The sequence below is a fragment of the Pollutimonas harenae genome (assembly GCF_004153685.1).
In the GTDB taxonomy this organism is placed as follows: Bacteria; Pseudomonadota; Gammaproteobacteria; order Burkholderiales; family Burkholderiaceae_B; genus Pusillimonas_C; species Pusillimonas_C harenae.
The window spans coordinates 1,223,594-1,236,640 of the sequence record NZ_SDQD01000002.1 but is presented as its reverse complement, the minus strand read 5'-3'; the positions used below and the strand labels follow the sequence as shown (position 1 = coordinate 1,236,640).

General features: G+C 55.0%; 13 protein-coding genes. 7 read left to right on the top strand and 6 right to left on the bottom strand.

The genetic code is table 11. The features are described from left to right. Positions 1 to 91: 91 nt before the first annotated feature. On the bottom strand, positions 92 to 958 hold the full coding sequence (locus tag ERD84_RS12670; protein ID WP_130039954.1) for an MBL fold metallo-hydrolase: 867 nt from the start codon (positions 956 to 958) through the stop codon (positions 92 to 94). Between the two features lie 112 nt (positions 959 to 1,070). On the opposite strand from ERD84_RS12670, the gene ERD84_RS12665 reads away from it, so the two are divergent. Continuing rightward, the gene (locus ERD84_RS12665) at positions 1,071 to 1,445 is read left to right on the top strand and encodes a tautomerase family protein (protein WP_130039953.1); all 375 of its coding nucleotides are present in this window, start codon (positions 1,071 to 1,073) and stop codon (positions 1,443 to 1,445) included. Positions 1,446 to 1,457: 12 nt separating this feature from the next. Then, entirely contained in the window at positions 1,458 to 2,003 is a 546-nt protein-coding gene (locus tag ERD84_RS12660) for a DUF924 family protein (RefSeq protein ID WP_306669570.1), read from the top strand. A 21-nt stretch (positions 2,004 to 2,024) separates the two neighbouring features. Here the strand turns inward: ERD84_RS12660 and norR are convergent, their stop codons facing one another. Further along, positions 2,025 to 3,674 (bottom strand): nitric oxide reductase transcriptional regulator NorR, encoded by a 1,650-nt coding sequence (gene norR, locus ERD84_RS12655; RefSeq protein ID WP_130039951.1) that lies wholly within the window; start codon positions 3,672 to 3,674, stop codon positions 2,025 to 2,027. 152 nt (positions 3,675 to 3,826) lie between these two features. On the opposite strand from norR, the gene ERD84_RS12650 reads away from it, so the two are divergent. From ERD84_RS12650 to ERD84_RS12640, 3 genes are all read left to right on the top strand, one after another. Continuing rightward, on the top strand, positions 3,827 to 4,354 hold the full coding sequence (locus ERD84_RS12650; RefSeq protein WP_130039950.1) for a hemerythrin domain-containing protein: 528 nt from the start codon (positions 3,827 to 3,829) through the stop codon (positions 4,352 to 4,354). Further along, entirely contained in the window at positions 4,341 to 6,620 is a 2,280-nt protein-coding gene (locus tag ERD84_RS12645; protein WP_130039949.1) for a nitric-oxide reductase large subunit, read from the top strand. Before ERD84_RS12650 ends, ERD84_RS12645 begins: the two co-directional genes overlap by 14 nt. A gap of 206 nt (positions 6,621 to 6,826) precedes the next feature. Then, complete coding sequence (locus ERD84_RS12640; protein ID WP_130039948.1) at positions 6,827 to 8,458, top strand: SulP family inorganic anion transporter; 1,632 nt, start codon at positions 6,827 to 6,829, stop codon at positions 8,456 to 8,458. A gap of 27 nt (positions 8,459 to 8,485) precedes the next feature. Here the strand turns inward: ERD84_RS12640 and ERD84_RS12635 are convergent, their stop codons facing one another. The 4 genes from ERD84_RS12635 to ERD84_RS12620 form a co-directional block, all read right to left on the bottom strand. Continuing rightward, positions 8,486 to 8,686, bottom strand: a complete 201-nt coding sequence (locus tag ERD84_RS12635; RefSeq protein WP_130039947.1) for a ribbon-helix-helix protein, CopG family — start codon at positions 8,684 to 8,686, stop codon at positions 8,486 to 8,488. An 81-nt stretch (positions 8,687 to 8,767) separates the two neighbouring features. Next, positions 8,768 to 9,496: a lipoyl protein ligase domain-containing protein gene (locus ERD84_RS12630; protein ID WP_130039946.1), complete on the bottom strand. Its 729-nt coding sequence runs from the start codon at positions 9,494 to 9,496 to the stop codon at positions 8,768 to 8,770. A gap of 7 nt (positions 9,497 to 9,503) precedes the next feature. Continuing rightward, positions 9,504 to 9,971 (bottom strand): TM2 domain-containing protein, encoded by a 468-nt coding sequence (locus ERD84_RS12625; RefSeq protein WP_130039945.1) that lies wholly within the window; start codon positions 9,969 to 9,971, stop codon positions 9,504 to 9,506. A 76-nt stretch (positions 9,972 to 10,047) separates the two neighbouring features. Further along, positions 10,048 to 11,220, bottom strand: coding sequence for a methyltransferase (locus ERD84_RS12620; RefSeq protein WP_130039944.1), 1,173 nt, complete (start codon positions 11,218 to 11,220; stop codon positions 10,048 to 10,050). A 181-nt stretch (positions 11,221 to 11,401) separates the two neighbouring features. On the opposite strand from ERD84_RS12620, the gene ERD84_RS12615 reads away from it, so the two are divergent. Next, the gene (locus tag ERD84_RS12615) at positions 11,402 to 11,737 is read left to right on the top strand and encodes a helix-turn-helix domain-containing protein (RefSeq protein ID WP_130039943.1); all 336 of its coding nucleotides are present in this window, start codon (positions 11,402 to 11,404) and stop codon (positions 11,735 to 11,737) included. Continuing rightward, a complete protein-coding gene (locus ERD84_RS12610; protein WP_130039942.1) occupies positions 11,734 to 13,038 on the top strand; it encodes a type II toxin-antitoxin system HipA family toxin in 1,305 nt (434 codons plus the stop codon). Before ERD84_RS12615 ends, ERD84_RS12610 begins: the two co-directional genes overlap by 4 nt. The last annotated feature ends 9 nt before the right edge of the window (positions 13,039 to 13,047 follow it).

Genomic DNA, 13,047 nt, shown 5'->3' with positions numbered 1-13,047 from the left:
TCTTTTTAGTCGTTTGCTCTGGCGGTCGCCAACACATCAAAGACCACATTCTGCTTGAAATGTTCCCTGTGTGCGGGTTTGATGGCGCTGTTTAGAATTGATTGAGTGGAATTTTCAGGTAATGCACTCCGTTATCTTCAGGCGGTGGGAACTGGCCTGCGCGGATATTGATCTGTATGGCCGGAAGTATCAGGGCCGGCATTTCCAGGGTTTTGTCGCGGGTATTGCGCATGTCTGTGAATTCGCTTGCACTGATCCCGTCACGAATATGGATATTGCCGGCCCGCTGATCACCTACGGTACAGACTTGCGTGGGAGAGCGGCTGTCGGGAGGGTAGTCGTGACATAGGTATAGCAGGGTGTTGTCGCCCAGGCCCAGCAGTATCTGGATGGAACGATACAGTTGACCGGCATCGCCGCCTGGAAAGTCACAGCGTGCCGTGCCGACGTCGGGCATGAATAATGTGTCACCTATGAACACACCTACCCCGTCAATATGGTAGGCGATGTCGGCAGGGGTATGCCCTGGAACGTGTATGACGCTTGCCGAGAGGCGGCCGATCTGGAACTGGTCGCCGTCGCGAAACAGCTGGTCGAACTGCGAGCCGTAAGGCTGCAGTGCGGCTTTGAGATTGAAGAGGTCGGAAAAGGTGTGCTGTACCTGGATAATATGCTCGCCAATACCGGTTTTTCCGCCCAGTTGTTGCTGGATGTGGCCCGCGGCAGAAAGATGGTCCGCATGTGCGTGCGTTTCCAGCAGCCATTGCACCTGCAAGTTCTTTTTCCTGATGAAGCCTACGATTTTGTCTGCCGAGCTTGTGCTGACTCGACCCGATTTGGGGTCATAATCAAGGACGGAGTCGATCACCGCACAGACGCCGTCTTCCGGGTGATAAACCACATACGAAAAAGTCGAGGTTTGCTCATCGAAGAAGGTTTGAACCTGAGGTGATGTCATAAGGCATCCTTGAAAGAGTGGGCTCACTTTCAAATATTACACTCAGTGCTTGTGCAGCCGGCCATCGTACAGCGATAATTGACCTTCAATTGTTTATCCACGCGAGGACTCCATGCCGTACGTTACGATTTCCGCCACCACAGGCCTTTCCACCGAAAAGAAAAAACAATTGCTGGAGCGCAGTAGCGATGCTGTGGTGCAAAGCATAGGGGCGCCGCTGGCCAGCGTACGAGTGCTGCTGAATGAGCTGCCCGATGGGCATTATTTGAATGCGGGCCAGTTTAATACGCCAGGCCTGATGTTTGTGGTGGACTTTATCGAAGGCCGTACCGAAGAGCAAAGAAATGCGCTGATTGCCGCGCTCAGCAAGACGGGTTTTGAAGTCACGGGTATTCCCGAAAGCGAAGTCCGGGTACGCTTGCTTGATTTTCCCAAAGGCAACATGGGCATGGCAGGCGGGGTCAGTGCAAAAGCCATGGGTCGATAGGAAGGCATGGTTATGGCACAACTCCAGCGGGCACAAGCGTTGGTTGACTTCTGGCTCGAGGCCGGATCACGTGCCTGGTTTGCCAAGAACCCTGATTTTGACGCAAGGTTCAAACAGCAGTTTTTAAGCCTGCATCAGACGGCGGCTCGTGGCGAGCTCGATAGCTGGATGGAGCAGGCAGTGGGTAGCCTGGCGCTGGTGTTGTTGCTTGATCAGTTTCCGCGCAATGCCTTTCGCGGTACACCGGCCATGTTCGTCACCGATACCCAGGCTCGCCAGTATGCTCGCAAGGCTATTGACACGGGCCATATCGAACAGGTTACCCCTCAGCTCTCGCTTTTTTTCTGTGTGCCTTTCATTCACTCGGAAGACATCGATGATCAGCGTTACGGCGTTGAGCTCTATCGTGAGTTCAGCCCCGAAGGCTTGAGCTTCGCCGTCGAGCACTGCGACATCATTGCCCGTTTTGGGCGCTTTCCGCATCGTAATGCCGTTCTGGGTCGTCAGAGTACGGCTGAAGAGCTCCTGTTCCTGGCTGATGGTGGGTTCGCCGGCTAGGTCTGGCCGGCCTGTAAATGCCTATTTCAGCCCCAGCTTCCTGGCGAGCTTGTGTAGATTGCTGCTATCGAGCTCCAGTAGCCGTGCAGCTTGTGCCCAGTTGTTGCTGGCCTGAGCCAACGCTTGCTGTATGGCGTGCCGCTGACTGTTTTCCATGGTGACACGCAACGGAATGATCTTGTGTTCGGTGCTCGGCCGAATATGAGACGTAATTGTGTCTGTCGCGACGCCCGAATCAAGGCTGGAAGTGAGTCTGGGTGTATGCGGGTGATGGTGCAAAGTGAGCAGGTCGTCGAGGTCGGCATTTGTGTTGCTGTTGGGGGCGCCATCATCTTGTGCGGTTTCGTGCGAAGTAGGATCCGTGTCCACGTCCAGAACGTCTGGCTCCAGCGTAAGGATCTGATCGCGAGATGCGCCGCGACTGAGGGTTTTCAGGGAGGCGCGACTGATTACGTGCTCGAGCTCGCGTACATTGCCAGGCCAACTGTAGTGCAATAACGCTCTTTCGGCCGCATAGGACAGGCGCAGGCCACGCACGCCCAGACGTGCTCGGCTAAGCTCAAGAAAGTGTCCGGCCAGTATCAGTGCGTCGCGCCCACGCTCGCGCAAGGGTGGTATATGGACCGGATAGACGGATAGCCGGTGATATAGGTCGGCACGGAAATTCCCCGCTGAGGTATTTTCCTTGAGTTGTCGATTGGTGGCCGCGATGATGCGGACGTCGGTCTTGATGATCTGGTCGGTGCCCAGTCGCTGGATTTCTCCGTTTTGCAGGGCACGCAACAGCTTGGCCTGCACCGACAGTGGCAACTCGCCGACTTCATCCAGGAATAGGGTTCCGCCTTGCGCAGCCTCGAAGCGGCCCGCGCGGTCGCTGGTGGCGCCTGAAAATGCACCTCTCACGTGTCCAAACAGCTCGCTTTCGGCCAGTGACTCAGGCAGGGCAGCGCAATTGACGTGAACCATCGGCTGCTGGCTGCGCCGGGATCGGCGATGCAAGCGGCGGGCAAACAGATCTTTGCCTACTCCGGTTTCTCCTGTCAGCAAGACGGGGAGATCGGAGTCGGCGACCACATCAAGCTCGTGCAGCAACTGCGTAATGGCATCGCTTGCACCGAGAATTTCGCTTTCATCGACAATTTGCAAGGCGTCATCGACGCTACTGCCCAATAGCTTCAGGCTGCGATTTTCCTTTTCGAGTGCGGTGACCCGGATGGCCGCTTCAAGCAGGAGGGAGTAACGCTGCAGCTCAGCTAAGGCGGCATCGTCGAATGCACCGATTGCCAGTGCGTCCAGCGTGACGATTCCCCAAGGCCGGCCTTCGGTGTATAAGCTCATTCCCAGGCAATCATGCACCGGTAGAGGCACCCCTTTCTTGTCGTCAAGCAGGCCGTCGTAAGGATCCGCCAGCATGCTACCCGGCTCGAACCAGGTTGGTTCGCGTCGCGACAGAATGGTGGCAAAACGGGGGTGCTGAGCAACCACAAAACGCCGCCCCAAGGCTTCGTGAGCCAAGCCGGAAGCGGCTACCAGGCGCAGGCTGTCATCATCCAGGGTGAGCAGGCCGACGGCATCGCACTCGAAATACTCACGCAAGGTATGTACGGCCCTCTGCAGTCTGACGGCATCGGGAAGATCGGTGATCAAGTCGGCAAGTATCAATTGGTCCATGGGGTAATAAAAACCCTATTAGGGTATAAATAACCATTTATAAGTATGGTTAATTATACCCTATATTTATTTTTCCTTTATAAACAGCATCATAAAGCTGGCATGACTATTGCTTTATGAATCGCATGATCAACGTGTAAAAGGATAAGTAGATGAATGCCTCCGAGCCAGCATCGACGCAGCTTGCCGATTGGCGCAACGCTCCCGTCGAAGATCTGGTTGCCTATATCGTAAAGCGCTTCCACGAGCGACATCGTGAACAATTGCCCGAACTGATCCGTCTGTCGCGCAAGGTCGAGCACGTGCATCAAGCCAGCGCGGCTTGCCCGGCAGGCTTGGCAGACACGCTTGATGGTCTTCAGCAGGCCCTGGAAAGCCACATGCTGAAAGAAGAGCAGGTGCTGTTTCCCATGCTGGTGAAGGGGATGGCGGCAATGGCTCGCGGTCCTGTGGCAATCATGCGCCTGGAGCACCAAGAGCAGGACAAAGCCATAGACGATGTCTGGCGCCTTACCGATGGCCTGGCTGTCCCGGACGCCGCATGCGCCACTTGGCGTGCCCTTTACAGTGGTCTGGGAAATTTTATTGACGATTTATCGCAGCACATCGAATTGGAAAACGAAGTGCTGTTCCTAAATGGCTCGAATGCAGCAAAAGGAGCTGAATATGCGCGAGTATAAGAAGTTATGGTGGGTATTGTTGGCCGTTCTGGCCCTTACCTTTGCGGTTCTTGGTTGGAGCGGTGTCGAGGTTTATCGACAAGTACCGCCTATCCCGGAGCAGGTGATCACGACCTCCAACAAGGTGTTGATGACCAAGGAAGAAATTCTCGATGGCCAAACTGCCTGGCAAAGCACGGGCGGCATGCAGGTCGGATCGGTTTGGGGGCATGGCTCTTACCAGGCACCAGACTGGTCGGCAGACTGGTTGCATCGCGAACTGCTGGCCTGGCTGGATTTGGCCGCCCAGGAAGAAGCTGGTGTTCCGTTTGACCAGCTTCATCCCGACAGGCAGGTCATTCTGAAGAACCAGCTCAAGAACGAGTATCGCACCAACACGCTCGATCCTGAAACCGGCATCGTGACGATCACCGACCGTCGCGCGCAAGCCGTGACGCAAACGGCCGACTACTACGTCAAGCTGTATGGCTCTGATCCGGAGTTCCGTCAAACGCGCGATAACTTCGCCATGAAGGAAGATACCTTGCCAAGCCTTGAGCGCCGCCAGGATCTTACCAACTTCTATTTCTGGACGGCATGGGCGGCTTCCACCGAGCGGCCCAACAGCCAGGTCACCTACACCAACAACTGGCCGCATGAGCCGCTGATCGACAACAAGCCGTCGACAGCCAACGTGCTGTGGTCGATTGCCAGCGTGATCTTCCTGATTGCCGGTATTGCCTTCCTTGTCTGGGGTTGGGCCTTTACGCATCGCGAAGAGCCAGAACCGGTCGCACCCAAGAAAGACCCTCTGAGTATTGGCCCACTGACACCTTCGCAGCGTGCACTGGGCAAGTATTTGTTTCTCGTGGTGGCCTTGTTTGTCTTCCAGGTGTTGCTGGGAGGCTTTACCGCCCACTATACGATTGAAGGGCAGTCCTTCTACGGCATTGATGTGTCGCAATGGTTCCCCTATTCATTGACCCGCACCTGGCACTTGCAGACGGCCTTGTTCTGGATTGCCACTGGCTTCCTGGCAGCCGGCTTGTTCCTGGCGCCCATGATCAACGGCGGCAAGGACCCCAAGTATCAGAAACTGGGGGTCGATATCCTGTTCTGGGCGCTGGTGGTATTGGTGGTCGGTTCATACATCGGCAACTTCCTGGCCATCAAACACATCATGCCCGAGCACCTGAACTTCTGGCTTGGTCACCAAGGCTACGAATACCTCGAGCTGGGCCGTATCTGGCAGCTTGTAAAGTTCGCGGGCCTGGCTTTCTGGCTGCTCCTGATGCTGCGTGGCATGTTGCCAGCCTTCAAGAAAGAGGGTGACAAAAACCTGCTGGCTTTGCTGGCGGCCTCCACCATTGCTATCGGTTTGTTCTACGGTACCGGCCTGTTCTACGGTGAGCGTACGCACATCACCATCATGGAGTACTGGCGCTGGTGGGTGGTACACCTGTGGGTAGAAGGTTTCTTCGAGGTATTCGCTACTACGGCGCTGGCTTTCATCTTCTCAAGCATGGGTCTGGTGTCGAAACGCGGCGCAACCGTTGCCAGCCTGGCATCTGCATCACTGTTCATGCTTGGCGGTGTGCCGGGTACCTTGCACCACATGTATTTCTCCGGTACAACCACGCCAGTCATGGCCATAGGTGCAAGTTTCAGTGCGCTTGAAGTAGTGCCCCTGATTGTGCTGGGTTACGAGGCATGGGAAAACTGGCGCCTTAAAGAGCGCGCTCCCTGGATGGAAGCCGTGCGCTGGCCCCTGATGTGCTTTGTGGCCGTGGCCTTCTGGAATATGCTGGGTGCCGGTGTGTTCGGCTTCATGGTCAATCCGCCCATTTCGCTGTACTACATTCAGGGTCTGAACACCACTCCCGTGCACGCACATGCTGCCCTGTTTGGTGTGTATGGCTTCCTGGCCATAGGCTTTACCTTGCTGGTGTTGCGCTACATCGTGCCTGGTTTCAGCTTCAACGAAAAACTCATGCGTACTGGCTTCTGGGGTTTGAATGCAGGTCTGGTGCTGATGATTGCAACCAGTCTGCTGCCTATCGGCCTCATTCAGTTCTACGCCAGTGTGTCGGAAGGCATGTGGTATGCCCGCAGCGAAGCGTTCATGCAGCAACCTCTGCTGGAAACCCTGCGCTGGGTCCGCACATTTGGTGACGTCGTGTTCATCATTGGCGCCCTGGCCATCTTCTGGCAGGTTGTGCTGGGCGTGTTTCGTCCTAAAAGCTACGCGGCTGGGGTTGGTTACGGCGTAACAGTCGGCGCCGAGTAAGGCTGCATTATCGAGCGCCGAGGCGCTTGAGCCATAAAAGGGTCGCCAAAGATGGCGGCCCTTTTTTTATGTTTGTTATTGGCTCTGTTTTATTTTTTGAAATGATATCTTATTCACATACTATTATAATAGTATGCATATAACATATGCTCTGCAGCGTGATTGTGCGGCAGGGTTCTTGCTACTCTCGAAGGAAGTCCATAAGCATGTTTGCAGTTCTTGAGGCCAAGCGTGCAGGCTTGTTGGGGCGTCAACACTGGTTGGCCAATATCATTGCCGGCATTGTCGTGGGCATCGTTGCCTTGCCCCTGGCCATGGCCTTTGCGATTGCTTCGGGCGTCAAACCTGAACAAGGTTTGTACACCGCTATCGTTGCTGGCATTGCTGTCTCGTTGTTCGGCGGAAGCCGCATACAGATCGCGGGGCCTACAGGCGCATTTATTGTAATTTTGTCGGGTGTCGTGGCCCAGCATGGGGTCGATGGCCTGCAAATTGCCACCCTGATGGCGGGCGTCATTCTGCTGTTGTTCGGCCTGGCCCGCATGGGGGCGGTCATCAAATTCATTCCCGCGCCTGTCATCCTGGGGTTTACCGCAGGGATCGGTGTCATCATCTGGGTAAGTCAATGGAAAGACTTCTTCGGGTTGCCCGAAGTCCAGGGTGTGCATTTTCACGAAAAGCTCTGGCAACTGCTGCAAGTATTGCCGCAGTTGGACTGGACGACCACACTTTTAGGCATCGCATCGCTGCTGCTGGTCGTATTTACTTCGCGCATTCCGCGCATGTCACGTGTTCCTGGCCCTCTGTGTGCCTTGGTTTTGATAACAATAGTCCAGGCAGTGTTCCACTTTGAAAGCGTTGCCACCATAGGCAGTACGTTTGGTGAAATACCCCGGGGCCTACCGTCTTTCGAGTGGCCCGCTATTACATTGAGCCGGCTGGTGGAACTGATTGGCCCTGCGTTTGCCATTGCCATGCTGGGCGCCATTGAGTCTTTGCTGTCGGCCGTGGTGGCGGACAATATGACGGGAACCCGTCATAACTCCAATCAGGAGTTGGTTGGGCAGGGTTTGGCCAATGTGCTGGCGCCTTTGTTCGGGGGCATTGCTGCCACCGGCGCCATTGCCCGCACGGCAACCAATATCCGCAATGGGGGTAACAGCCCGATAGCAGGTGTCGTGCATGCTATCTTGCTGATTCTGGTTTTATTGTTCCTGGCGCCGCTGGCAAGCAACATCCCGCTGGCTACCCTGGCGGCCATTTTGTTCGTGGTAGCCTGGAATATGAGCAACTTGCGTCATGTCGCAAGAATGGTTCAGCGAACTCCTCGCGCTGATGTCGTCATTTTGCTGGTCACCTTTTTCCTGACCGTTTTTGCCGACCTGGTGGTGGCGGTCAATATCGGTGTTGTGCTGGCTATGCTGCATTTCATGCGCAGAATGGCTGGAAGTGTGGTCGTGCATCAGCAAGATACCCACTCTTTGCAAAAAGAGCTCGCCCAGGATGGTATCGTCGATGTGCCGCAAGGAGTACTGGTCTATGTTGTTGAAGGGCCTTTTTTCTTTGCCGCCGCCGATGCCTTCCACAAGGCATTAAGCAAGGCTCATGCTGATCCCAAGGTGCTGCTGATTCGACTAGGGCATGTCCCATTTGTAGATGCTACAGGGCTCGAGGCACTGGAAGAAGCCATCATGACGCTGCAGGGCAGGGGTATACGCGTCATTTTGGTGGAAGCCAACGACCGGGTGCGGGCAAAGCTGCAAAAAATGGGCTTGATCAGCAAGCTGGGCAGTGACAACTTTAGCTCCAGTCTGGCTGAGGCTCTGGCTGGTTTGTAGTGCGCGGGCGCGGGCCCCATCGGCCTTTTACGCTGACTTACCCTTGATCTTTGGGTTGATTGTAGCGCCGGCCTTGCTATAGCTAACACCATGCTCGGCCAGGTAATCACGTATCAATTGCCGCACAACCTGCGACGGGGTGATGTCCTGGCTGGCACAAAGACGCTCGAATGCTTTTTTCTTGTTGGGGTCGATAAGCACCGTCAGGCGGGCTGTCTTGCTTTCCATGGCTGCTTAAAATCAATAATGTTAAGCAAATTATAATGTAATGTGCTTGGTGCGTGCGACATGCACCAGAGATACCGGCCTTTATGGCAGCTGTTTTACTTGTTGTTCCAAAGCATGGCGCAGAGCGGATATCCATGGCTTCGTCCCGGATTCCCGATAATCTGAAATAGCGTGCAAAGAGGCTACCCGTTCACTGTCGTAGCATTTGTTGCTGCCCAGCATTTGCTCAAAGTGATTGGCTAGCGTGCAGAGCTCCCTCATGTTGGCTTGTGCAAGTATCAAGGCGTGGACCAGAACGATCTGGTGATTTGAGCCCGATGCTGCTGTTGGGTGTCTGCGCCACATTTGTGCCGTGCCGGCAATTTTACGTGCCTGGGTACCTTCACCCACCGCCAGGTTATAGCGGCCATCACAAAATGACCCTTCCACCGCCTGCGGGTGCGAGGCTATGCCAAATGCTTGCAATGCGGTGCTGATGATGTTGCAAATCAACTGGTAAGCGGCATCGGAGTGATCGAGCGGCTTGCCGTGTACTGAGTAAGCCAGGCTCAGATTGATGATGCCGGGCCCCTGAGGCACGATACCCCCTCCCGAGTGGCGTACTGTCACAGGCCAGCCGGCTTGTTCCGATTGCTGGCAGGCGTGCTCAAAGTCGACGTAGCGTCGATAGGTGCGGGGCACTACCAGGCCCTGTTCGGCTTCCCAGATGCTGGCGCAGGGGCCTTGCTGTGCCGCCAAGGCAATCAGCGATTCGTCAAAACGGGCATGTTGCGGCTCATGCCCGGTGTAAGACAGCAGTGCGAACGGCATGGGCGTTTCAGATGCGCGCTTGTGCGAAGTCTTCGTCACTCATGAACATATAGCGCACGGCGTCGATCAGGCCCAGTATGATCGCCAGCGGGGTAAAGAGGTAGAAGACAATCAGATAAAAAATTCCCCAGCCTATCTGGCCGAGATAAAAGCGATGCGCTCCAAGCCAGCCCAGGAACAACGCCAGCACAATGGCGATTTTTCGGTGATTGTTGGGTTTTTCGAGCTCATCGCGTTTACTTTTGATGACCCACAGGCTGATGGGTACCGTTAGAGCCAGGGCGATAAGGACTTTGCCGGCATGAGTGTGCACGTAGTCGCGTACGGCATAGTAGATATCAGAGAAGTTTTCGATGGCCAGGCCGGTCAGGTGGGATATCCACACGAAAGCATCGTGGGCGATGGTTTCCCCAAAAGTCAGCGCCACCAGAATAATAATGAAAATGGCGATTGTCAGAATAATTTTTTGCAGCATGTGTTTATTGGGACTCCGGCACCCTGAAAAAGGGCGCAATGATTCAGACACTCATAGTGTAATGAGTTTGTATGTATCAAGTGTGCTGTTTGGTTAGCGCGAGACGCCATAGCGATGTGACTTCAGCCTGTCGCGCCTGGTGCAGTAGGTCTGTGGGGTCTGTAGCCTTGCGGTGCCGGGGCTTGACAGTATGTTGTTCAATGACGCGCAGACCTGCGTTGGCAATGGCCTTGGGTAGAAAGTCGTGGCTGCGCAAACCGAGGTGCTCGGCCAGGTCTGACATGATCAGCCAGCCTTCGCCGTCTGCGCGTAAATGCGCGGGCAAGCCCTGCAAGTAGCCAAGCAGCATCTGGTTGTCGGGGTCGTAGATGGCATGTTCAATGGCCGTGGTGGGTCGGGCGGGCAACCACGGCGGATTGCAGATAATCAATGAGCTTTTGCCGGTGGGGAATAAGTCGGTTTGCAGCAGCTCGATGACATTCCCAAAGCCCAGACGATCGATGTTTTCGCGAGCACAGGCCAGTGCTTTGGGATTCAGGTCTGTTGCCATGACTTTGCGTACACCGCGCTGTGCCAGCACTGCAGCCAGCACACCGCTGCCCGTTCCAATGTCAAAGGCGAGATCTGTAGCGGGCAAGGGCGCTTGTGCCACCAGGTCTATGTATTCGCCACGATTGGGTGAAAAGACACCGTAGTGCACATGGATGTTGCCGGGCAGACCGGGGATGGCAACCCCCTTCTTGCGCCACTCATGGGCGCCGATAAGGCCTTGCAGAGCGCGTAGAGGCAGCAGGAATGCGGCGTCGACATCACCCAGGGCGGCGTGGCAGGCTTCTTGTGCAAGAGGGGCACGTTTCAGGTGTATACAGGCCTGGGCGTCCAGCTCTATCAATAGGCGGTTCAGTAAGGCTGTGCGCTGGGACTGCTGTTGTCGATGGCGATTGAAGAGATCGTGCGGTGTTGTCGGTTCAGCTTTGATCTTGCGTTTTCTTTTGGAAGCGGGCGTGTTGTCTATTCGACGTGCAAGCGCTTGCAGCAGTTGTCGGGCATTTTGAAAATCGCCGCGCCATAGCAGCGATGTTCCTTGGCTGATCAGCCTGTAGGCTGCGTCGGCGCTCAGGGTATCGTTCGCGATAACAAGACGCGAGGGTACTGGCCCTTGCGTATCGGAAAGCCATAGAGCCTCCCGTGGATCGTCATGTTCCATCCACGAGACGACACTTGGTGCGGGAGGTTGGGCTATAGGCATGATGAGACGGGAGACCCGGTATGGAATTCGTCTATTGTAGGTGAATAATTATGCGTCTTTCTTCAAAGATACTATTTAGTTGCTTTTATACATATAAGCTACTAATTAATAGCTTATATATTGTGTTTAATTTAAAATTAAGCTACTATTAATCATCTTTTAGTATAAAAAGAGTATTTAAATGATCAATAACCTGGCAACAGAGCTTGAAACCATACGGAAAGCGTCAGGGTTGACGCAGGGTGAGCTGGCCGAGCGGGCAGGTTTGAACCGCATGACCGTGCAACGAATGGAGAGCGGCGTGCTTGACCCTCGCATATCCACAGTGCTTGAAATGGCGCGAGCCATGGGTATGGATCTGATGCTGGTGCCGCAATCCTTGCGCCAGGAGGTTCATGGTTTTATTCAGTCTGGCGGCCGAATTCTGGGCCAGCCCGCTGGGGCAGACGCACCGGCATCTGTTGTTGAGTTGCTTTCATCAGAGGCCAACGGCTCTGGCAAAAAGAGCAAATCATGAATACCTCGATCAAGTATTTGCGCATGTACTTGCATTTGCCGACTCGTGAACGGCGGCCTATTGGCTATTTATCGCAGTATGGTGATATTTTGCGCGTTTCTTTTGATGCTGAATATATCAATGATGCGGCGCGTCCGGTTCTATCCCTAAGCTATCAGGGGGCCAACGAGGCGTCCACCCGCGATATTCTGACCTCCATGCGTGATGCCAGGCTGGTGCGCAACGATGGACACCTTCCTGTATTTTTTCAGAACCTGCTCCCCGAAGGGCATAACCGGGAACGATTGGCACGCGAGCGCGGTTGCACGGCGGACGACGAGTTCGAACTGCTGGCAGCAGCCGGGCATGATTTGATGGGGGCGCTTGAGGTTGAGCCAGTCTCCGCCGATCTTGGCGTGCCTGATGCGGTCAGACACTGGCATACTGCTTTGGGACTGGATGTGCTGGAACCTGGCTTTGTTGAAATGCCCGTAGAAGATGCTGCCTCATTGCCCGGTGCAGTGACCAAGTTTTCGGCGGTTCAGGAAGGGCGTCGTTATATCGTCAAGCGCCGTGGTCAGGCAGGGTCGTTCATATTGAAGCTGCCCACTACACGTCATCTCGATCTGGTGGAAAACGAATACACTTGTTACCAGCTTTGTGCGGCCCTGGGTCTGGATTGCGCAGCGGCATCGATAATCTCGCGCAGCGATGCTGATTTGCCAGCTGACTTGCCTTTTGACCATATCCTGGCTGTAGCCCGTTTTGATCGTGGCCCTGCCGGGCAGCGCATTCATATGGAAGAGTTTGCGCAGGCCTTGCAGTACGAACCTCGTCATAAATATGGCAAGGACATGATCGCCGACTACGCTGCGATGCTGCGCGTGCTTGATCGATTGTCCGGCAGACCAGTGCAAGACCTTCGATCATTTGTCGAGCGGCTAGTGGCGTTTATCCTGATGGGAAATACAGACGCACATTTAAAGAACTGGGCCCTTGTCTATCCGGATGGCATCACGCCTCAGTTGGCGCCTGTTTATGATCCGGTATGCGTGACTGCATTCTTTGGCAGTGTGGCTGGCACCGACTATGGCATCAATCGGGCCATAGACAGAACGGTATCCCAGTTTGGCTGGGATGATCTGGAGGCACTGCTGAAGACGGCGCAAATCTTGCGTCCTGGCCGCTACCTGACTTTGGCGCAACAGGTGGTCAGGCGTGCGCAGGCCGACTGGCCGGCCTTATTACAAGACGGACCGCCAGCTGTCCGTAATGCGGTCATGGCTCGCCTGAACGGGGGCGTGGCGTTAACGGCAAGCTAAGATCGGCCC

Excerpts from the sequence above, each read along its gene's own strand:
- ERD84_RS12670 (WP_130039954.1), bottom strand. The coding sequence starts at position 958 with ATGACATCACCTCAGGTTCAAACCTTCTTCGATGAGCAAACCTCGACT.
- ERD84_RS12665 (WP_130039953.1), top strand. The coding sequence starts at position 1,071 with ATGCCGTACGTTACGATTTCCGCCACCACAGGCCTTTCCACCGAAAAG.
- ERD84_RS12660 (WP_306669570.1), top strand. The coding sequence starts at position 1,458 with ATGGCACAACTCCAGCGGGCACAAGCGTTGGTTGACTTCTGGCTCGAG.
- norR (WP_130039951.1), bottom strand. The coding sequence starts at position 3,674 with ATGGACCAATTGATACTTGCCGACTTGATCACCGATCTTCCCGATGCC.
- ERD84_RS12650 (WP_130039950.1), top strand. The coding sequence starts at position 3,827 with ATGAATGCCTCCGAGCCAGCATCGACGCAGCTTGCCGATTGGCGCAAC.
- ERD84_RS12645 (WP_130039949.1), top strand. The coding sequence starts at position 4,341 with ATGCGCGAGTATAAGAAGTTATGGTGGGTATTGTTGGCCGTTCTGGCC.
- ERD84_RS12640 (WP_130039948.1), top strand. The coding sequence starts at position 6,827 with ATGTTTGCAGTTCTTGAGGCCAAGCGTGCAGGCTTGTTGGGGCGTCAA.
- ERD84_RS12635 (WP_130039947.1), bottom strand. The coding sequence starts at position 8,686 with ATGGAAAGCAAGACAGCCCGCCTGACGGTGCTTATCGACCCCAACAAG.
- ERD84_RS12630 (WP_130039946.1), bottom strand. The coding sequence starts at position 9,496 with ATGCCGTTCGCACTGCTGTCTTACACCGGGCATGAGCCGCAACATGCC.
- ERD84_RS12625 (WP_130039945.1), bottom strand. The coding sequence starts at position 9,971 with ATGCTGCAAAAAATTATTCTGACAATCGCCATTTTCATTATTATTCTG.
- ERD84_RS12620 (WP_130039944.1), bottom strand. The coding sequence starts at position 11,220 with ATGCCTATAGCCCAACCTCCCGCACCAAGTGTCGTCTCGTGGATGGAA.
- ERD84_RS12615 (WP_130039943.1), top strand. The coding sequence starts at position 11,402 with ATGATCAATAACCTGGCAACAGAGCTTGAAACCATACGGAAAGCGTCA.
- ERD84_RS12610 (WP_130039942.1), top strand. The coding sequence starts at position 11,734 with ATGAATACCTCGATCAAGTATTTGCGCATGTACTTGCATTTGCCGACT.